This is a genomic window from Mycobacterium shigaense (assembly GCF_002356315.1).
GTDB lineage: Bacteria > Actinomycetota > Actinomycetes > Mycobacteriales > Mycobacteriaceae > Mycobacterium > Mycobacterium shigaense.
This window is the reverse complement of sequence record NZ_AP018164.1, coordinates 2,688,241-2,707,141: the sequence shown is the minus strand read 5'-3', so window position 1 is coordinate 2,707,141 and position 18,901 is coordinate 2,688,241. Positions and strand designations below refer to the sequence as shown.

Annotated in this window: 17 protein-coding genes and 1 pseudogene; 12 read left to right on the top strand and 6 right to left on the bottom strand. The window is 66.7% G+C overall.

Features of this window, described 5'->3' with window-relative positions; translation table 11 throughout:
* Positions 1-17: 17 nt before the first annotated feature.
* Entirely contained in the window at positions 18-764 is a 747-nt protein-coding gene (locus MSG_RS12585) for an IclR family transcriptional regulator (protein ID WP_096440034.1), read from the top strand.
* Positions 765-908: 144 nt separating this feature from the next.
* Here MSG_RS12585 and MSG_RS12580 read toward each other — a convergent pair whose 3' ends face one another.
* From MSG_RS12580 to MSG_RS12570, 3 genes are all read right to left on the bottom strand, one after another.
* Positions 909-1,199 carry an ANTAR domain-containing protein gene (locus MSG_RS12580; RefSeq protein WP_096444434.1) on the bottom strand — a complete coding sequence of 97 codons (291 nt, stop codon included), beginning with the start codon at positions 1,197-1,199 and terminating at the stop codon, positions 909-911.
* Between the two features lie 225 nt (positions 1,200-1,424).
* Positions 1,425-2,789, bottom strand: coding sequence for a wax ester/triacylglycerol synthase domain-containing protein (locus tag MSG_RS12575; protein ID WP_096440032.1), 1,365 nt, complete (start codon positions 2,787-2,789; stop codon positions 1,425-1,427).
* Positions 2,790-2,909: 120 nt separating this feature from the next.
* Complete coding sequence (locus tag MSG_RS12570; protein WP_096440030.1) at positions 2,910-4,130, bottom strand: CaiB/BaiF CoA transferase family protein; 1,221 nt, start codon at positions 4,128-4,130, stop codon at positions 2,910-2,912.
* Positions 4,131-4,336: 206 nt separating this feature from the next.
* Between MSG_RS12570 and MSG_RS12565 the strand changes: the two genes are divergently transcribed.
* From MSG_RS12565 to MSG_RS12530, 8 genes are all read left to right on the top strand, one after another.
* The gene (locus MSG_RS12565; protein ID WP_096440028.1) at positions 4,337-5,200 is read left to right on the top strand and encodes a mycofactocin-coupled SDR family oxidoreductase; all 864 of its coding nucleotides are present in this window, start codon (positions 4,337-4,339) and stop codon (positions 5,198-5,200) included.
* An 82-nt stretch (positions 5,201-5,282) separates the two neighbouring features.
* Positions 5,283-6,221, top strand: a complete 939-nt coding sequence (locus tag MSG_RS12560) for a thiamine pyrophosphate-dependent dehydrogenase E1 component subunit alpha (protein WP_232011281.1) — start codon at positions 5,283-5,285, stop codon at positions 6,219-6,221.
* Between the two features lie 4 nt (positions 6,222-6,225).
* Positions 6,226-7,224, top strand: a complete 999-nt coding sequence (locus MSG_RS12555) for an alpha-ketoacid dehydrogenase subunit beta (protein WP_096440024.1) — start codon at positions 6,226-6,228, stop codon at positions 7,222-7,224.
* The gene (locus tag MSG_RS12550) at positions 7,217-7,453 is read left to right on the top strand and encodes a biotin/lipoyl-containing protein (RefSeq protein WP_096440022.1); all 237 of its coding nucleotides are present in this window, start codon (positions 7,217-7,219) and stop codon (positions 7,451-7,453) included. The genes MSG_RS12555 and MSG_RS12550 overlap by 8 nt, the downstream gene beginning before the upstream one ends.
* A gap of 15 nt (positions 7,454-7,468) precedes the next feature.
* Complete coding sequence (locus MSG_RS12545; RefSeq protein WP_096440021.1) at positions 7,469-8,341, top strand: enoyl-CoA hydratase-related protein; 873 nt, start codon at positions 7,469-7,471, stop codon at positions 8,339-8,341.
* A 7-nt stretch (positions 8,342-8,348) separates the two neighbouring features.
* On the top strand, positions 8,349-9,893 hold the full coding sequence (locus tag MSG_RS12540; protein WP_096440019.1) for an acyl-CoA synthetase: 1,545 nt from the start codon (positions 8,349-8,351) through the stop codon (positions 9,891-9,893).
* Positions 9,890-11,290 carry an aromatic ring-hydroxylating oxygenase subunit alpha gene (locus tag MSG_RS12535; RefSeq protein WP_373421216.1) on the top strand — a complete coding sequence of 467 codons (1,401 nt, stop codon included), beginning with the start codon at positions 9,890-9,892 and terminating at the stop codon, positions 11,288-11,290. Before MSG_RS12540 ends, MSG_RS12535 begins: the two co-directional genes overlap by 4 nt.
* Positions 11,287-12,984: an FAD-binding protein gene (locus MSG_RS12530; RefSeq protein WP_096440017.1), complete on the top strand. Its 1,698-nt coding sequence runs from the start codon at positions 11,287-11,289 to the stop codon at positions 12,982-12,984. Before MSG_RS12535 ends, MSG_RS12530 begins: the two co-directional genes overlap by 4 nt.
* Here the strand turns inward: MSG_RS12530 and MSG_RS12525 are convergent.
* Positions 12,981-13,814 carry an enoyl-CoA hydratase-related protein gene (locus tag MSG_RS12525; protein ID WP_096444430.1) on the bottom strand — a complete coding sequence of 278 codons (834 nt, stop codon included), beginning with the start codon at positions 13,812-13,814 and terminating at the stop codon, positions 12,981-12,983. The two genes, MSG_RS12530 and MSG_RS12525, sit on opposite strands and share 4 nt — an antisense overlap.
* A gap of 105 nt (positions 13,815-13,919) precedes the next feature.
* On the opposite strand from MSG_RS12525, the pseudogene MSG_RS12520 reads away from it, so the two are divergent.
* A pseudogene (locus tag MSG_RS12520) lies at positions 13,920-14,141 on the top strand (thiocyanate hydrolase); the annotation flags it as partial.
* A 304-nt stretch (positions 14,142-14,445) separates the two neighbouring features.
* Positions 14,446-15,822: a DEAD/DEAH box helicase gene (locus MSG_RS12510; RefSeq protein ID WP_096440013.1), complete on the top strand. Its 1,377-nt coding sequence runs from the start codon at positions 14,446-14,448 to the stop codon at positions 15,820-15,822.
* Positions 15,823-15,826: 4 nt separating this feature from the next.
* Here the strand turns inward: MSG_RS12510 and MSG_RS12505 are convergent, their stop codons facing one another.
* Entirely contained in the window at positions 15,827-16,372 is a 546-nt protein-coding gene (locus MSG_RS12505) for a class I SAM-dependent methyltransferase (protein WP_096444428.1), read from the bottom strand.
* Between the two features lie 137 nt (positions 16,373-16,509).
* Here MSG_RS12505 and MSG_RS12500 point away from each other — a divergent pair, with 137 nt between their 5' ends.
* Positions 16,510-17,109, top strand: coding sequence for a TetR/AcrR family transcriptional regulator (locus MSG_RS12500; protein ID WP_232011014.1), 600 nt, complete (start codon positions 16,510-16,512; stop codon positions 17,107-17,109).
* Positions 17,110-17,115: 6 nt separating this feature from the next.
* Here the strand turns inward: MSG_RS12500 and MSG_RS12495 are convergent, their stop codons facing one another.
* Positions 17,116-18,882, bottom strand: coding sequence for an N-acyl-D-amino-acid deacylase family protein (locus MSG_RS12495; RefSeq protein WP_096444426.1), 1,767 nt, complete (start codon positions 18,880-18,882; stop codon positions 17,116-17,118).
* Between the last annotated feature and the right edge of the window lie 19 nt (positions 18,883-18,901).

Genomic DNA, 18,901 nt, shown 5'->3' with positions numbered 1-18,901 from the left:
ATCACTATAGTGGAAGAGTGCCGCGCGGGGAACCAGATCAGCAAACGAATCGAGACGAGGGCATCCAGGTCCTGCGCCGGGCCGCCGCGGCGCTCGACGAAATTGCCGCCGAGCCCGGGCAGTTACGCCTCGTCGACCTCGGTGAGCGGCTGGGACTGGCCAAGTCGACGGCGCGCCGGTTGCTCGTCGGCCTGGTGGAGGTGGGGCTGGCCAGCGTCGATTCGGGCGGCCATTTTTCGCTCGGCGAGCGGCTGCTGGGGTTCGGCAGCGTCGCCGGACCGCACGTCGCGGCGATCTTCCGGCCGACGATCGAGCGTGTGTCGCGCGCGACCGAGGGCGAAACCGTCGACTTGTCGATCCTGCGCGGCCAGCGCATGTGGTTTGTCGACCAGATCGAATCATCGCACCGCCTGCGGGCGGTCTCGGCGGTGGGTCTTCGCTTCCCGCTGGAGGTGTCGGCCAATGGAAAGGCGGCACTGGCGGCCCTGGACGATGCCGATGCCGGGGCCGTGCTTGCCAGGTTTACTCCCGAGGTCGCCGATCGGCTGCGCCGCGAGATCGACGAGATCCGATGCACCAGAATCGCTTTCGATCGTGGGGAACACACCGCGGGCATCTCGGCGGCGGCCATCGCGCGCCGGGCGGTGGGCGACAACGTGGTCGCCATCTCGGTGCCGGCGCCTACCGACCGCTTCCTGGAGAAGGAAGAACGCATCGTCGCAGCATTGCGCACCGCGGCTGACTCGCCCGTGTGGAGTCGTTGACGGGACCTGAAGTCGTCGTCAAGATCTGCCGGCCGCCGATTTTCGAACCTCCGGATGGCGGTTGGCTCACGCGGGGCCGAGGATGGCTGGCAACGGCCAAGGCACCCCCCGGAACCTTGGCCGCGCCAAGTTCCTGGACATTTCTCAGCAGGTGGCCGTGGCCGGTCGCCCGAACAACTGACCCCATTCGTGGCGCGCCGCGGACTGAGCCTCGGCGAAACTGGAGGTCTTCTCACCCTGGCCCGCGAGGTGGACCAGTGCCCACGCCATGGCGAATACCGGGACCCTGTGTCGCATTGCCGCGGTGTGCAATTCGTCGAGAGCCGCGTCCGAACGGCAGCGGCGAAGCCCGATGAGAATCCCCCGCGCAGTGTCCAGGATGCGGCCCGAGCCGGGACCGCACAAAGTCTGCGCGGGAACCCAGTTCGCCATCATGCGGTGCATACCTCCTGCTGCGCCCGCTGTCAGGTCCGCTACCCACATAGCGGACCAGAATCGCTGCGAATAACCATGACTCGCGAGCGCGATTCTGAAAGGCGCACTGTGCCATGATTTGTGGAATCGCGCCGTTGTGCCAGACCCCGGCTGACATCGATATGCGCCTGTGACCGTGTCGACACGAATCGGTGGCCGATACCCACGAAGCCGCACCGCGACGACTTAACCTGCCAGCGACAATATCTCGCCGAATCCGGCAACGAGAGCGTCGTAAAAGACGTCGAAATCGGGTATCGCGACCGTATCGACGTTGATGCCCAGCGCGCAGGTTTCGACATAGGTCAGCATCGTGACATTGACGGCCGCGCCGATGGTCGGGCCGAACGCGTATTGCGCGCGCACCGCCGCGCCGCCCAGGAAGACCGGCACCGGAACACCCGGCACATCGCTGGCCAGGAAATCGACGTGGCTCAGCACCGAACCGATGTACCACCGTGGCATCAGATTCAGGGCGCCGGCGATCAATTGTGTGTAAGGCAGCGATCTTTCGTCGCGCACCGCGCCGGTGCGCTGGTGTATCGCCTTGACGCGGGCGGCCGGGTCGGCCTCGCCCACGGGGACATCGAACCGCATCAGCGTGATCCGATTACCTCCCACGCCATCGGCCGGTGTCCGCAGGCTGATCGGCATGGACAGGTGCAGATCGCCGATCGGGACTCCGTGTTCCTCGTGGTATCGGCGTAGCCCGCCGGCCACCCCGGCGACAAACGCGTCGTTCAGCGCGCCGCCGCACCGATGCGCGGCTTCCCGCAATCGCGGCATCGGGACCTCGTACACACCGAGACGCCGGATCAGCCCGCGCTCGGTCGCCAGCGGAGACCCCGTCCGCGCTATCGGCCGGATCGTTCGGTAGACCGACGCGGTGGTGGCCGCGGCCGATCGGGCCGTCGCAACCGGCCGGCGAACACTGTCGAACAGCAGGCGGGGTGCCGCCCGGACCGCCCCCGCCAAGCTCGCACCAAGCAGCTTGGTTTCGTAACCCCAGATTTCGCGGTAACCCCCGAGCAACGATGATCTGGAACCTTGCGGCTCGGGCGGCAACGGTTCATGCCCATAGAGCTGCTCGGCAAGGTGGAACAGCTTCATCGCGATCTGGATGCCGCCGATTCCATCGGTGAGCGCGTGGTGGAATTTGCAGATCATCGCCGCACCGCCGTCTTTCACGCCATCGATCAGCGTGACCTCCCACAGCGCCCGGGCCCGGTCGAAGTCCTGCATCTCGGCCACCCGGGCGATCTCGAGGACGTCGGCGAGCGTGCCGGCCCCGGGGCAGACGGTGCGCCGGATGTGGTAGTCGAGGTCGAAGTCCTGAACGTGTTCCCAGCGCGGCGGGGCGGCCCCCGGCAACGACACCACCCGCTGCCGAAACATCGGCAGTTCCCGGCTGATCAGGTCGAATCGTTCGCGTACTTGATCCCAGTCCGGGGATCGATCCAGCAACACGATGCTGACGACGGTTGATCGCAGCCGTGGATCACTTTCCATCGCCCAGGTGAAGGCGTCGCTGTTGCGCATGAACGTGGCCATGGTGTACCTCAGGCACAAACCTACGGCTCGTGGCGCTCGAGGTCATCAGATTATTGGCAGCCAATGACTTTGGTCCTTGACAACGGGGCCGTTTGTCAACCGTCGCGGCTCGGCGAGGGGTCAGAGGATCGCATTGAGATCCTTGGCTTTTGCGATGTCGTCCCATTTGACGCCGAGCTCGAGCAGGATCTCCTCGGTGTGCTGGCCATGCTCCGGTGCGCGGGCCGGATCCGGTGGTGTCTCGTTGAATTGGACGGGCGCCGCGACGAGCCGATATTTCTCGCCGTGGTCATCGGTGTTCGTCACCACATATCCATTCGGTTCTACTTGCGGATCGTTCAGGGTCTCTCGCGGTGTCGCCAGGGCGCCCCACACGCCGGGTTCATCGGCGAGCACCTTTTGCCAGTGCGCCAGGTCGTGGCCGGCGAAGGCATTCGCCACGATTTCGGTGGCCGTGGCCGCGTTGGCTATCAGGTTGCTCGACGGGACGAACCGCTCGTCGGTGGCCAGCTCGCCCAGCCCTATTCGCTTGCAGAAGCCGGCCCAGAATTTGTCCGGCTGTAGGAACACCAGCTGGATCCATCGACCGTCTTTGGTCTTATACCGGTTCACCAGCGGGTTGATGGCCAAACCGGGTGGTGCGCCGGGGATGCCGTCGATATCGAAGAAATCGGCCGCCGAGATCGACGGCGCGATGGACCACATCGCCTGCGCCAGCAGCGAGGAGTCCACGACGGTCGGCTCGCCGGTGCGTTCCCGGTGGAACAGCGCCGCGCATACGCCGCCGGCCAGCGTCGCCCCGCCCTGCAAGTCACCGAATGCCGGCCCTTGGACGGCAGGCGTATCGATACCGAACGGGGTCAGCGTGTAGGCGACCCCGCCGCGCGCCAAATACGTGGCGGCGTCGAACCCGCCGCGATCGCGGTCGGGCCCGCGCACCCCCAGCCCGGTGCCGCGGCCGATGATGATATTCGGGTTGAACGCGCGGATGTCCTCCACCGTCAGCCGGGCCCGCTCGAGAGCGCCCGGCAACCAGTTGGTGAGGAAGACGTCGGCGCTGGCCAACAGCCGGCCGAACAAGGCGCGACCGACTTCGGATTTCACGTCGACCGCGATGCTGCGCTTGCCGCGATTGCCCAACTCGAGGATGAAGTCGGCGTCCGGGCGGGCGGCTTCGCGGGTGAATCCACCGACGACCAGGGCCCGGCCGGGGTCGCCGAAGGCGACACCCTCCACCTTGATGACGTCGGCGCCCCAATCGGCCAATGCCGCCCCCGCCGACGGGACGTAGGTCCACGAAGCCAACTCGACCACCCGGACTCCATGCAGCACCCCTGACATTGTCGAATCCCCTCCGTGCGCTTTCTTGCTATTTTAACGATTTTAGTTACTGTAAGGGATATTGGCAGCCCGGGTGCAGCCACGCGTAATTGTTCGTAGCAGAGATGCGATGGAGCCGATCTTTGGCATATCCCGACCCCTGGTGCGCTAGCTGCGTTGGGCCCCAACGCGGATCGTCGGTGTAGACACCAAGCGAAGGGCGGACGATGGGCAGGGTGACGGGCAAAGTGGCCGTTGTCAGCGGCGCCGCACGCGGTCAGGGACGTTCGCACGCGCGGATGCTGGCGGCCGAGGGTGCCGACATCATCGCGGTGGATCTGTGCGCGGACATCGAAACCAACGAGTACCCCCTGGCCCGGCCCGAAGACCTCGACGAGACGGCGCGACTGGTCGAGAAGGAGGGGCAACGCGCGGTCACCGCGATTGCGGACGTGCGCGACCGGGTGGCCCTGTCGACCGCGATCGACCAGGGGGTCGCCGAGTTGGGGCATCTGGACGTCGTCGTCGCCAACGCCGGCATCTGCCCGCTGACGGCGGGTCTGCCCCCACAGGCGTTCGCCGACGCGGTGGACGTCGACCTGCTGGGGGTGCTCAATCTCGTCCACGCCGGCCTCAAGCACCTGCAGGCCGGGGCGTCGATCATCGTGATCGGTTCCAATGCGGCTTTCATGTCGTCGATGAACACGACCGGGATCGACGGCGGCCCGGGCGGAGCCGGATACGCTTTCGCGAAACTGGCTGCCGCGCATTACGTCAACGACTTTGCGCTGGCGCTGGCCCGGTTCTCCATCCGGATGAATGCGATACACCCGACGAACGTCAACACCGACATGTTGCACAGCGCCCCGATGTACCGGGCGTTCCGGCCGGACCTGAAGAATCCGACCCGCGAGGACGCCGAACCGGTTTTCCCGTTGGTCCAGGCGATGCCGATCCCCTACGTTGAACCCGAGGACATCAGCGAAGCGGTGCTCTTCCTCGCCTCGGACGCGGCGCGCTACATCACCGGACAGCAGTTGCGGGTCGATGGCGGCGGCTTCCTCAAGGTCAAGCCCTGGCCGGGCGCATGAGCCCGGTCGTGTTGTCTCGCAACGGGAACGGGACGCCTCAGTGAGCGAGACCCAGGAGACCCAGCGTCGAATTTATGAGCTGATGGTGCTGATGAAGGCGGCCGATGACCGGCTTTCGGCGGGCATCGGCACCGGCGAATTCATGTGCGTGTACTGGCCGTCGCGCGGGCAGGAGGCCATCGCCGCCGCGATGGGGACCGCGCTGCGGCCGGACGACCAGCTGGTGACGACTTACCGCGGGCTACACGATCTGATCGGCAAGGGGGTGCCGCTCGAGGAGATCTACGGCGAGATGATGGGCCGCGTCGTCGGCGCCAGCGGAGGCAAGGGCGGCACCATGCACATCGCCAATCCCGTTAAGGGCGTGATGTTTTCGACCGGCATCGTCGGCGCGGGGCCACCGGTGGCCGTCGAACTGGCGATGGCCGCCAGACGCAAGGGCCTCGATCGGGTCACGGTGGTCAGCTTCGGCGACGGCGCGACCAACACCGGCTCCTTCCACGAAGCGGCCAACATGGCAGCGCTGTGGGATCTGCCGATGGTGTTCGTGTGCCAGAACAATCTCTACGCCGAGATGACACCCACCGGCGACACCATGAAGCTCGAACGCGTCGCCGACCGCGCGGCGGGATACGGTATGCCCGGCCTTCGTGTCGACGGCAACGATCCGCTGGTCGTGAAGTCCGCACTCGACGACGCACTGCGGCGGGCGCGCGCGGGCGCGGGCCCGACCTTCCTCGAGTGCGTCACCTTCCGATTCCGCGGCCACTACTTCGGTGACCGGATGCCCTATATGCCCAAGGATCAGTTGACCGCGGCGCTGGCGGCCGATCCCGTGCCGAGGTTCCGTAACCGGCTCGCCAACACCGGGATCTGCAGCCGGGACGAACTCGACTCTATCGAGCGGGGCGCCCTGGACGCGGTGGAGACGGCGTTGCGCACGGTGCTGAGCGCCGACACCCCAGCGGTCGAGGAACTCAGCCGCGACGTATACGCCACCCCGATCGGATATCCGGTGTGAGGTCATGGACGAAAAAGAGATGACGATGCGCGAGGCGCTGAACCTCGCGCTCGATCAGGCCATGCAGGCCGACGATCGGGTCTTCCTGCTCGGCGAGGACATCGCCGATCCCGGGGCATCCGGCCCCACCGCGGGGCTGTCGACGAAGTATGGACACGACCGCGTACTCGACACCCCGATCTCGGAGGCCGCCATCGTCGGCGCGGCGATCGGCGCGGCGATCGACGGCCTGCGGCCGGTCGCCGAGATCATGATCATGGACTTCATCGGCATCGCGGCCGATCAGCTGATCAACAACGCCGCCAAGCTGCGGTTCATGACCGCCGGGCGCACGACGGCGCCGATCACGATCCGGACCCAGGTCTACGCCGGGCTGGCCACCGGGGCCACGCACTCGCAGAGCCTCGAGGCGTGGTTCATGCACATCCCCGGGATGAAGGTCATCGTGCCGGCCACTCCGCGCGACGGGAAAGGACTGTTGACCGCCGCGATCCGCGACGAGGATCCGTGCCTGTTCGTCGAGACGATCCGCCTGCAAAGCAAGAAGGGGCTTGTGCCGGTCGACCCGGATTTCTCAATTCCGTTGGGGCAGGCCGATATCAAACGCCCCGGCACCGACGTGAGTGTGATCAGCTACGGGCGCAGCGTGCACGACGCGCTTGCCGCTGCGGCCACCCTGGCCGAGCAGGGTGTCAGCGCCGAGGTCGTCGATCTGCGCACCCTGGTGCCGCTGGACGTCGAAACCATCGTCGAGTCCGCCGGCCGCACCAGCCGCGTCGTGATCGTGCATGACGCGGTGCAATTCGCCGGACCGGGAGCCGAGATCGCCGCGATCCTGCAAGCCGAATTGTTCGGCGAGCTTGCCGCGCCCGTTGAACGGGTCGGTGCCCGCTTCGTCCCCAATCCGGCGGCCGCCGCGCTCGAGGCGCAGGTTTACCCGTCGCCGGCCCGCATCGTCGAAGCAGCGGGTCGGACCTTGGATCGGGCGAAAGTCCATGGCTGATTTCATTATTCGCATTCCCCGGGTGTCGGTGGCCGTCGCCGAGGCCGAACTGACCGACCTGCTCGTCGATGCCGGCGAACACGTAGAGGCGGGCACACCGATCTACGTCATCGCCACCGAGAAGGTCGAACAGGAAATCGAGGCCGGGGCGTCTGGGACCGTGCAATGGACGGGGCAGGTCGGGACGACCTACGACATCGGCGCCGAAATCGGCGTCATCACGTCATGAGGAAAGGCAAAGTACATGGACCTCAACGAGACTCGCGAACGCATAATCTACCAGAAGGATGGTCCGATCGCGAAGATCACGCTCAACTGGCCGGAGAAGGCCAACGCGCAGGACCAGAAGCTGGCCGAGGAAGTCGATGTCGCGCTGCAGGACGCCGACCGCGACTACGACATCAAAGTGCTGGTGCTCAAAGCCAACGGCAAGGGCTTCTGCTCGGGACACGCGATCGGCAATAACGCCGTCGACTACCCGTCTTTCGTCGAGAACGCACTGGTGACCGGGCACCCGTGGAAGGCGCAGTCGGATCTTTTCGTCAAGCCGACGCTGAACCTGTGGGAGTTCTCCAAGCCGACGATCGCCCAGGTGCACGGCTACTGCGTGGGCGGCGGCACTCACATGGGCCTGACCACCGACATCGTCATCGCCGCCGAGGACGCCTACTTCTCCTATCCGCCGTTGCAGGGATTCGGCATGCCGTCGGGCGAGTGTTCCATTGAGCCTTGGGTGTTCATGAACTGGCGCCGCGCCGCCTACTACCTGTTCACCGCCGAGGTCATCGATGCCAAGAAGGCGCTGGAGGTCGGACTGGTCAACGAGGTCGTCAAGCGGGAGGATCTGGATACCCGGGTCGACGCCATCGCGCGGCACATCGCCCAGGCGCCGTTGACGACGCTGATGCTCACCAAGGCCAACCTGAAACGGGCCTGGGAGCTGATGGGTATGCGCGTGCACTGGCAGAGCTCGAACGATCTCGTCGCGCTCGCCTCGATCAGCAAGGATGTGCAGCAGCTGATTCAGACGGTCTTCAAGGACAAGGTGCTGCCGTCCGAGCACGCCCGGAGGCAGGCAGCGGCGGCCGCCCAAACCGACGGCGCCGCAGCGACTTAGGCCCGCGATGAACATCGCCGATCACGCGATCGTCGCCGCCGACTCGGCGGCGCTGATATCGCCGGACGGCGACGCCATCTCGTTCGGTCAGCTGTTCGCCCGCAGCCAGCGGGTCGCGGCGGTGTTGCACGGCGCCGGCCTGCGCCGCGGCGACGGCGTCGCGCTGGTCTTGCCGAACCGGCCGGAGTTCTTCGAAATCACCTGGGGCTGCCAGCTTTCCGGACTCTACTACTCCGCTGTCAACACTCACTTCACTCCCGAGGAGATCGCCTACGTCGTCGGCGACAGCGAGGCGAAAGCTGTGTTCGTCGACGCGTCGGAGCCCTGGGGGGCCAACCTCGCCGCGCACGTGGGTGCGGTCAACGCCGGAGTCGACGTCCACCTGGTGGTCGGGGGCGAGCTGGCCGGCTGTCGGTGCTACGAGGATGCCCTCGCGGCGGCGGGCGACCCGCCCCCACTGGCCGACGGGTCCGAGATGCTCTACTCCTCGGGTACGACCGGGTGGCCCAAGGCCGTCCGCCGGCCGCTGCCTTCCGACGGCAACGGATCCTGGGCGCAGGCGGTGCTGGAGATGGCACTGACGCACCGTTACAAGATGAGGCGGGACAGCGTCTACCTGTCCCCTGCGCCGCTGTATCACGCCGCCGGCGTGAACTACACGATGGCGGTCAATCGGGTCGGCGCGACATCGATCATCATGCCCAGGTTCGACGCCGAGACCGTGTTGGGGTTGATCGAGACCCACCGGGTCACCCACGCCCAGTTCGTGCCGACGATGTTCGTGCGAATGCTCAAGCTGCCCGAGGCGGTGCGCCGCCGGTACGACGTGTCGAGTCTGGAGTGTGTGATCCACGCGGCCGCACCGTGTCCGGTGGATGTCAAGCACCGCATGATGGAGTGGTTCGGCCCGATAATCCACGAATATTATGGTGGGACAGAGGGCTTCGCGGGAACAACGATCGGTCCCGAGGAGTGGCTTGCCCACCCCGGATCGGTCGGGTTGCCGATGGCCAAGGTGCACGTGGTGGGCGACGGCGGCGAGGAGCTTCCCGTCGGGCAGTCGGGCGAGCTTTTCTTCGAGGGCGGCCCCGACTTCGAGTACTTCAAGGACCCGGCCAAGACCGCATCGGTCGTCAACGACCGCGGCTGGCGATCCCTTGGCGACATGGGTTACGTCGACGAGGACGGCTACCTGTATCTGACCGACCGCTCGACTTTCATGGTCGTCTCCGGCGGGGTAAACATCTACCCCCAGGAGGCGGAGAACCTTTTGGTGATGCACTCGAAAGTCGTTGACGCCGCGGTGTTCGGCGTACCCAACGACGAGTTCGGCGAGGAGGTCAAGGCCGTCGTGCAGCCGGCTCCCGGCGCCGCACCGGGACCCGATCTGGAAGCCGAGCTCATCGAATACTGCCGGGCGCACCTGGCCGGCTACAAGTGTCCCCGCACCGTCGAGTTCGACCCGGAGTTGCCGCGGGACCCGAACGGAAAGCTGTACAAGAGGCGCATTCGTGACCGCTACTGGCAGGGACGGGCGTCGCGACTCCTATGAGCAAGGGAACCGACATGGTGACCACCCAGAACGGTGACGTGAACTGGACTCCGCTTTCGGTGCCGTGGGCGGTCCAGGCCGCCGACCGGATTCCGAAACAGCGCTACTATGACCCGGAGTTCTACGCGCTCGAGACCGAATTGCTCTGGCCGCGGGTGTGGCAAATGGCCTGCCGCCTCGAGGAAATCCCCGAGCCGGGCGATTATGTCGAATACGAGATCCTCGACGATTCCATCATCGTGGTCCGGCTGGACGCCGACAACGTGCGCGCCTATCACAACGCCTGCCGCCACCGCGGGGTAAAGCTGGTGGAAGGCAACGGGAACCGGCGCACGTTCGTGTGCCCCTTCCATGGCTGGTGTTGGGCCATCGACGGACGCAACACGTTTGTGCTGAGGCCCGAAGAGTTCGACGAGCACAACCTGCGCCCGGAGGATCTTCGCCTCGTCCCGGTGCGCTGCGAGGTGTGGGGCGGGTGCGCATGGATCAACCTCGATGACGACGCGCCGCCGTTGCGCGATTGCTTCGAGCCGTTCGCATCGATCTACGACGCCTGGAAAGTGGAATCGCTGCGGGTCGAATGGTGGCAGTCCTGCCGGCTTCCGGTGAACTGGAAGCTGGCGACGGCCGCCTTCATGGAGGGCTATCACGTGCCGCAGACCCACCCCCAGCTGCTGCCGTCCAGCATGCCCGCCTCGTCGGCCAAGCGGCCGGGCCTGGCGCAGACCAACCTGTATTTCATGCGCACTCTCGGCGAGGGGATGGCCGGCATGACCCACGAAAACGACGTCCGCATCGCCGAGGGACTGCAGGACATGGAGTTGCCGCCGGATCCGGCCGAAGCAATTGCGCTGTGGCGCAGCACCCTCAACGACGCCATCGTGCACTGGCATCGGGCCCGGGGCTGCGACATCCCCGATCTCAACGAATTGGCGCGGCGCGGCATCACCGAGGCGATCAATTTCTGCTTCCCGCATTACTTCGTGCTGCCGCAGTACAGCAGCGCCTCGTCCTACCGGATCCGGCCGCTGGGGCCGGAGGAAACGCTCTTCGAGATCTGGTCGCTGACCCGCATACCACCGGATCAGATCACGCCCAAGCCGACGCCTCCGCATCCCATGGCGCCCGACGACCCACGCTGGCCACCCATCCCCGCGCAGGACTTCTCCAATCTGCCCAAACAACAAAAGGGACTGCACTCCAGGGGTTTTGAATACATGAGATTGTCCAGCCGGATCGAGGGACTGATCTCGAACTTCGAGCGCGTCATCGACGGCTTCCTCGCCGGGCTGCCCTATGCCACGCTGGTGCCCGCCATCCAGAAGACCAACACCACGATCGACGTGCCGATGGTGGATCTCGGCTTCACCGCGCCCGTCGGTAGGGCAGCACGATGAGCACGCGGTGGGACCACTCCGTCGACCTGCTCATCGCGGGTAGCGGCGGAGGCGGCATGGCCGCGGCATTGGCGGCGCTCGACTCCGGGATCGAGCCGCTGGTGATCGAAAAGCAGCCTCTGGTGGGCGGTTCCACCGGACTGTCCGGTGGCATGGTGTGGCTGCCCAACAACCCGCTGATGCGCGCCGAGGGTATCGCGGACTCCCATGAGGACGGCCTGGCGTACTTCGACGACGTGGTCGGCGACATCGGGCCCGCCTCGTCACCGGCGCGCCGCGAGACGTTTCTGAACGCGGGCTACGAGATGGTCAACTTCCTGGCCCGCAAGGGCGTCCGGTTCGTGCGGTGCCCCGGCTGGAGTGACTACTACCCAAACCACAAGGGCGGCAACGAGTCCGGTCGCGCCATCGAGTGCGTCCCCTACGACGCGGCGACGCTCGGGGACTGGCGCGACAAGGTCCAGCCGTCCATGGCCAAGAGTTACGGGGGGTTCGTCCTGAAGACGAACGAGTTGCGCTCGGTGCAGTACTTCAACCGCTCGCCGCGCGCCTTCGCTGTGGCGCTACGGGTGTTCGCGCGCACCCGGGCGGCACGACTGTGCCGCCGCGAGATGCTCACCAACGGCGCCTCGCTGATCGGCCAGATGCTGAAGGTACTGATCGACCTGCGCGGCGAGCCGCCGATCTGGACCGGCGCGGCGATGGCCGATCTGATCGTCGAAGACGGCCGTGTGGTCGGTGCCAGCATCACCCGCAACGGGACTTCGCTCAACGTGCAGGCCCGCAAGGGCGTGCTGCTCGCGGCCGGCGGCTTTAGCCGCAACGCGGACATGCGCCGCCGCTACAGCGGCAACCAGCCCAACGAGGCGCGCTGGTCGATCGCGAACGCCGGCGACACCGGCGAGGTGCTGCAGACGGCGATGCGGCTGGGCGCAAAGACCGACCTGCTGGACGAGGCCTGGTGGCTGCCATCCATTTTCATCGCCGACGGCGGTGACGCGGCGAGGGCCCTCGGCAGCGGGCGGCAGCGGCCCGGCGCCATCTACGTCGACGGGGCCGGCAAGAGATTCTGCAACGAGTCGAACTCCTACGTGGAGGTCGGCAAGGCCATGTACGCCAACAAAGCGGTGCCCTGCTGGATGGTCTTCGACGAGGGCTACATCCGCCGCTACGTCTCGGGCGCCAATCCCTTCAAGAAGCGCAGCCTGCCCGAGGAACTGATCGAGCGGGGCGCGGTGCTGCGCGGTGTGACCATCGCCGACCTCGCCCGGCAGATCGACGTCCCGGCCGACGCGCTCGAGGAGACGGTGAAGCGGTTCAACGGGTTTGCGGTCAAGGGGCTCGACCCCGACTTCGGCCGCGGCCAGTCGGCGTACAACGACTGCCTGGGCGACCCGGGCTACCGCCCCAACGCGGCGTTAGGGCCACTCGAGCGGAGGCCGTACTACGCCACCCGGGTGTTACCCGCCGACGTGGGGACGTGCGGCGGGGTGATCACCAACGAGCACGCGCAGGTCCTCGACGCCGAAGATTGCGTAATCGACGGGCTGTACGCGACCGGCAACATCACGGCGACGGTGATGGGCCGCAATTACCTGGGCGCGGGCGGCAGCATCGCCTACACGATGGTCTTCGGCTACGTGGCGGCGCGGCACGCCGCCGGCCGCACGATCGCCGGCGAGCGGACCCGTTAGGGATCGTCGCGGTCGACGAATTCCCTTGGCTTCATGCCGGATTGCTTCAGCTCGGCCCGGCGCGCCTGGACGTCGGATGCCGCACCGACCATGTTGGTCAGGATGTGGCTGACCTGCAGGTGCACCCGCATCCCCATCAATTCCCAGGCGCGTTTGACGTTGTTCTTCACCGCCATCAGCGTCGTCAACGGGATTTGCGCGATCTTGCGTGCCATCTCCTCGACGGTGTCCTCGAGATCGTCGCGTGGCACCACCCGGTTCAGCAGCCCCCACTCGAGCGCCTGCTGGGCCGAGAGCGTCGGCGCCAGCAGCAGCCAGTCCATCGTGCGGTGCCAATTCATCAGCAACCACGGCTCGATCATCGTGTGCCCGCCGGGCTCGCCGAGGCTTTGGGCAAGCGGCATCTGGAAATACGCGTCCTCAGACGCCACACAGAAGTCGGTGAGCAAGCCGAGATAGATTCCGCCGCCCATGCAGTAGCCGTGGATCTGCGAGATCGTCGGCTTGGGGAACTCCCACAGATACAACGTCGGCCACAAGAACAGGTCCGCGGTGCCCTTGTAGAGGTCTTCGAAGGTGTTTCCGAAGTCGGGATAAGGGTTTTCGTCCGGGCCCCAACGGGCCACGTGCCCGCCGCAGAAGCCCTTGCCGTTCGCCTTGAGGATGACGACCTTGATCTCCTTGTCGCGGTCGGCCTCGTGCAGGCAGTCGTCGACCTCGGTGACGAGCACCGCGTCCTTGGTATTCGCCTTCTCGACCCGGTTGAGAATGATCCGCGCTATCGGCGGTTCGCGTTCATAGATGACCGCTTCGAACTCGCGCCGCTCCATCATCGGGACACTACCCTCCCGATCGTTCATTTTGAGGCTGCGCGATCGGTACGCGAGAAGTGAGCTGTAGTGAGGCGCACCGGCGGCTGGACCGCGGATCAGCTGGTCTGCGATGCGCTCGACCAAAGTGCCTGTGGCCCAGATGTACTCGACTCTGCCGGGCGGCGCGCTGCGGAGGACACGTTGTCGGCGACCGTGTACTGCGAGCTGCCCTACCCGGAGAATCGGCTGGTGGGGTTGGCACACTCGCTGGTCGCTCACGGCGTCATCGACGGGGCAGCGCTCACGGAGCGCTTGGCCGCGGTGCGGGCTCTGTTGGAAGCCTGATCAACGTCGGCGACGCACATCACAGGCCATCTTTTTCGTCGGTGCGCATCGGGTGCGCTATGCTTACATGAACGTTGACTTCACAGCTATATGTCAACTACGTCGTGGAACGCTTCTTCATCCCACCTGGTGCCGCCCCGAAATTCGGGCTTAACCACCACCCTGTGCAGATGATTCGTGCACCCGCACTAGCTTGTCTCGCGGCGATCGATTTTGCCGACCGGCAATCTCGCCACCCTGTGCCGATCACTGCGACGTTCTTGTCTGCCGTCCGGCATTGACGATGCCTGAAAGGCACCGAAAAGTGACTACCGATAAAACCTTTGCCGATCTCGGCGTGCGCAGACCGATCGTCGGCGCGCTCGCGGAGCGCGGCATCACCCATCCCTTCCCGATTCAGGTCAAGACCCTCCCCGACACACTCGCCGGGCGAGACGTGCTGGGCCGCGGGAAAACAGGCAGCGGAAAGACCCTCGCCTTCTCGATACCGCTGATCAGCCGGCTTTCCGGTGGACACCGGCGCCCGTCCCGGCCGTCGGGTCTGGTGCTTGCGCCAACCCGTGAGCTGGCGACCCAGATCACGGCCACGCTGGAGCCGTTGGCGGCGGCCTGCGGCCTGCGGATCACCACAATCTTTGGCGGCGTGTCGCAGCACCGCCAGGTGACGGCGCTGAAATCCGGCGTCGATATCGTGGTCGCCTGCCCCGGCCGGCTCGAGGACCTGATGAAGCAGCGGCTGATCACGCTCGACGCGGTGGAGATCACCGTCATCGACGAAGCCGATCACATGGCCGATCTCGGCTTCCTGCCCGGCGTCACCCGAATCCTGGCCGCAACCCCGAATGGTGGGCAGCGGCTCCTGTTTTCGGCGACCCTCGACAACGGCGTCGACAAGCTCGTCACGCGATTCCTCCGGGACGAAGTGCTGCACTCGGTCGACGAGGCCAACTCACCGGTCTCCGAGATGACCCATCACGTGTTCCACGTCGCCAATGCGGAGGCGAAGAAGGAGCTCGTGCACCGGCTCGCCTCCGGCACCGGCCGCCGAATTCTGTTCATGCGCACCAAACATCAAGCCCGTAAGCTCGCCAAGCAGCTCACCGAGTCGGGTGTTCCTTCGGTTGACCTGCACGGCAACCTTTCTCAGCCCGCCCGCGAGCGCAACCTCGCGATGTTCGCCTCGGGCGGCGCCCGCGTGCTGGTGGCAACCGACATCGCCGCACGCGGCGTGCACGTCGACGAGGTCGAACTCGTCGTGCACATTGACCCGCCCGCCGAGCACAAGTCCTACCTGCACCGCTCCGGGCGCACGGCGCGGGCGGGCAGTTCCGGTGACGTCGTCACCGTCGTCCTGCCCGAGCAGCGCCAAGATACTCAGGCATTGATGCGCAAGGCCGGCATCAAGGTCGCTCCGCAGCAGGTGACCGCCACGTCGGAGGCCGTGCAGGCGCTGGTCGGCGAGATCGCGCCCTACCAGGCTCCCGCACCGGCCGAGAACCCGCCGCGCTCGCAGCAGCAGCGCCCCAAGGCCAGCGGGCAGCAGCGTCGTCGAAGCGGCGGCCGGCCGCCGCGAAAGGCGAATTCGGCCTCGACCGAGCCCGCGATCTCGCATCGCACCGCGAACCCCGCGCGGCGGCTGGATCGCCGCCGGTCCAGCCGTCCCCAGGGAAGCGGCAGGTAGGCGCTCAGCGGCGCGCCAGCAGCCATGCGAGGCCGTCGCCTTCGCCGGCGGCGATGACCTCGAGTTCGGCGAAGGCGGCGGCCAGCTCACCGGCCACCGCCCGGAACGGGCCCGGCGCGGCGCCCACTTCGCTCAGAGCGGCGATCGCCAGCAGTCCGCCCGGCACCAGACGCTCGATCAGGGCGTCGTCGAGCCGGCGGTCCCGAAACTTGTGGCATAGCAAGACATCGACGGGCGGCCCGGCTGGCAGGCCCTGGTCGAGGTCGGCGACGTTGAAGCGGCAGCGACCCGCAATTCCGCTGCGCCGGGCCAGATCTCGGGCCTGGCCGATCGCCGTCCCGGAGACGTCCAGGCCCCATACGTTCAACCCGCGCCGGGCCAGCCAGACCGAGCCGAGTCCCCGACCGCACGCCAGATCGAGGGCCTGTCCCGCGCCGGGGAACGCATCGACGTGGGCAGCGAAGGTGTCGGGGGGCGCGATCGCCCCGATCGGCGCTGGTCCCTCGCCCGCGTAGCGCTCATCCCAGCGCGCGCGGTCCGCATCGGTCACCACGCCACCTTAAAAATCGGCGGCCGGTTGCGCACATGTTTCTGGACAGCTGTCAGTTCGGGGGCTACGGAAGACCGGGTTACGCGGAGACGACAGGTCATCTTGGCTGCGGTGCCGCCGATTCCTACACTGGCCCAGTGTCTAGAGATGTGACATCGCCGAACGGGGCGGTGACCGCCGTCGGCGCCACCCGCCGGTCGGACCGCCGGCCGGCGCAGACCATCCGCAAGATCCTCGACGCCGGTTTGGCGGAGCTGCGCGAGTCGTCCTACGCCAACTTGACGATGCGTGCGGTCGCGGGCCGCGCCGGGGTCTCACCGGCGAGCGCCTACACCTACTTCCCGTCGAAGAGCGCACTTGTCGCCGCGGTGTATCTGCGCTTCCTGCGCGCGCTTCCGTTGCACACCGACGTCAACGTCGCCACCACGACCCGGGTGAGTGCCACCCTGCGCGACATGGCCGTCGCCGTCGCCGACGAACCCGAGTTGTCGGTGGCGTGCGGGGCGGCCTTGATGGCCGACGACCCGGCGGTCCAGCCGCTGCGCGAGCAGATCGGCGAGGAGGTGGCTCGGCGAATCGGGGCCGCGCTGGGCCCGGGCTGGCCGCGTACGGTCAAATCCACGCTGCAGATGATGTTCGCCGGTGCGCTGATGACGGCCCGGTTCGTCCGCTACGAGGAGATCGCCGGTCGGCTCGACGAGGCAGTCAACCTGATTCTAGCCGCCCCGGCCGGCTGACAACGTTCAGACCGCGGGCGACAGCGACCGGGCGGCCTGGTCGGCCCGCAGGAATTGGCCGAACCGCTGCTTGCCGAGCGTCGGCGCGGCCTGGCCGCCGCCGAAGACCAGGTGGCCGGATACGAACACCCTGCGAATGGTGTCGTCGTTGCGATTGACCATCCGCGACATTCCGCCGTAGGACTCGACCGGATGCTCGGCATAGGCATCCACGGAGTCGTCGAGCTTGTCCGGGTCGACCACGACGATGTCGGCGCGGTCGCCTTCGCGCAGCGTGCCCGCGTCGATGCCGTACCAGGCACCCAGCTCGCCCGTCAGCCGGTGCACCGCCCGCTCGATCGACAGGAACGGCGTGCCCTGCTTCTGGGCGTCATGCGCGTGCCGCAGCAGGCGCAGGCCGGAGTTGTAGAACGCCATGTTGCGCAGGTGAGCACCCGCGTCGGAGAACCCCATCTGTACGTTCGGGCTCTGCGCCAGCTTCTTCAACAGCTCGGGCCGGTGATTGGAGATCGTCGTGCGCCAGCGCAAAGCCTCGCCGTGCTCGAGCACCAGATCGAGGAAGGCGTCGACGGGATGCAGGCCGCCGCGGTCCAGACCCACCTGGCCGAACGACTTGCCCACCACCGATGCGTCCGGGCACGCCACTATTTCGGCGTCGAAAAAGTCGCGGTGCCACACCCGCGGCCCGTATTTCTGGTCGTAGTCCTTCCGGAATTGCCGCCGGTAGTCTTCGTCGCGCATTAAGGCGTTGCGGGCGATCTCGTCCTGCAGGTGCAGCGCGGCGGCGCCCGAGCCGAATTCTTCGAAGATGACCAGCGAAATCCCGTCGGCATAGACCTCGAACGGCACCGGCAGGTGCTTCCAGCGGAAGTCGCCGCCCAGGGCGTTGACCACCCGCGCCGCCGCCTCCATCAGGTAGATGACCGGCGGCAACGACTTGACGTCGGCGGCCGAGAGCAGACTGGTCTTCAATCGGCGCCGTCCCACCCCCAGCGACGTGGCCAGCTGAGAAACAACGGAGAACGGATTCTTGATGTCGGGGCCGGACTGCAGAACCTTGTTGCGGCGCCGCAGGATTGCGTTGAGGCGACGCAGTTCGCGTGGCTTGGCGTAGGTCGACGGCAGGGTCCGCGACCGGCAGACCTCACCGTCGAGCTTGTCGAACAACAGCTGTTGCGAGGACAGGCCGACGAAGCCCTCGTCGAGTGCCTCCGCAAGCATCGACTCCATCCGGGCGAGCTCCGATGCCGTCGGGCGAATGTCCTTGCGAGTGGCCCGGTCCAGCCCCATCGTCGCCGACCGCATGTCGGAGTGGCCGATGAACGCCGCGACGTTGGGGCCCAGGTTCAGCCGCTCGAGGGCGGCGACGTATTCCTTCGGGCTGTTCCAGGTGCGTGCCCGGTCGAGTTGCTCGATCACATAACGCCGCGGGATCGCCTCCACCCGGCCGAAGATATCGCCGGCGTCGACGTTGTCGAGGTAGACCGTGGACAGCGAGCAAGAACCCAACATCACCGTCGTCACGCCGTGCCGCAGCGACTCCGAAAGCGCCGGCTCACAGAGCGTTTCGATGTCGTAGTGGGTGTGAATGTCGATGATTCCGGGGATCACCCACTGCCCCGTCGCGTCGACGACGTCGGCGCCCGCCGTGTCCAGGGCTCGGTCGGTGATGGTGGCGACGCGCCCGTCGCGGACGCCGACATTGCGGACAGCGGACGGCGCGCCAGTTCCGTCGAACCAGCGCCCGTTGATGATCACGGTGTCGTACTGCACGTCTGGCGCCTCCCTGATG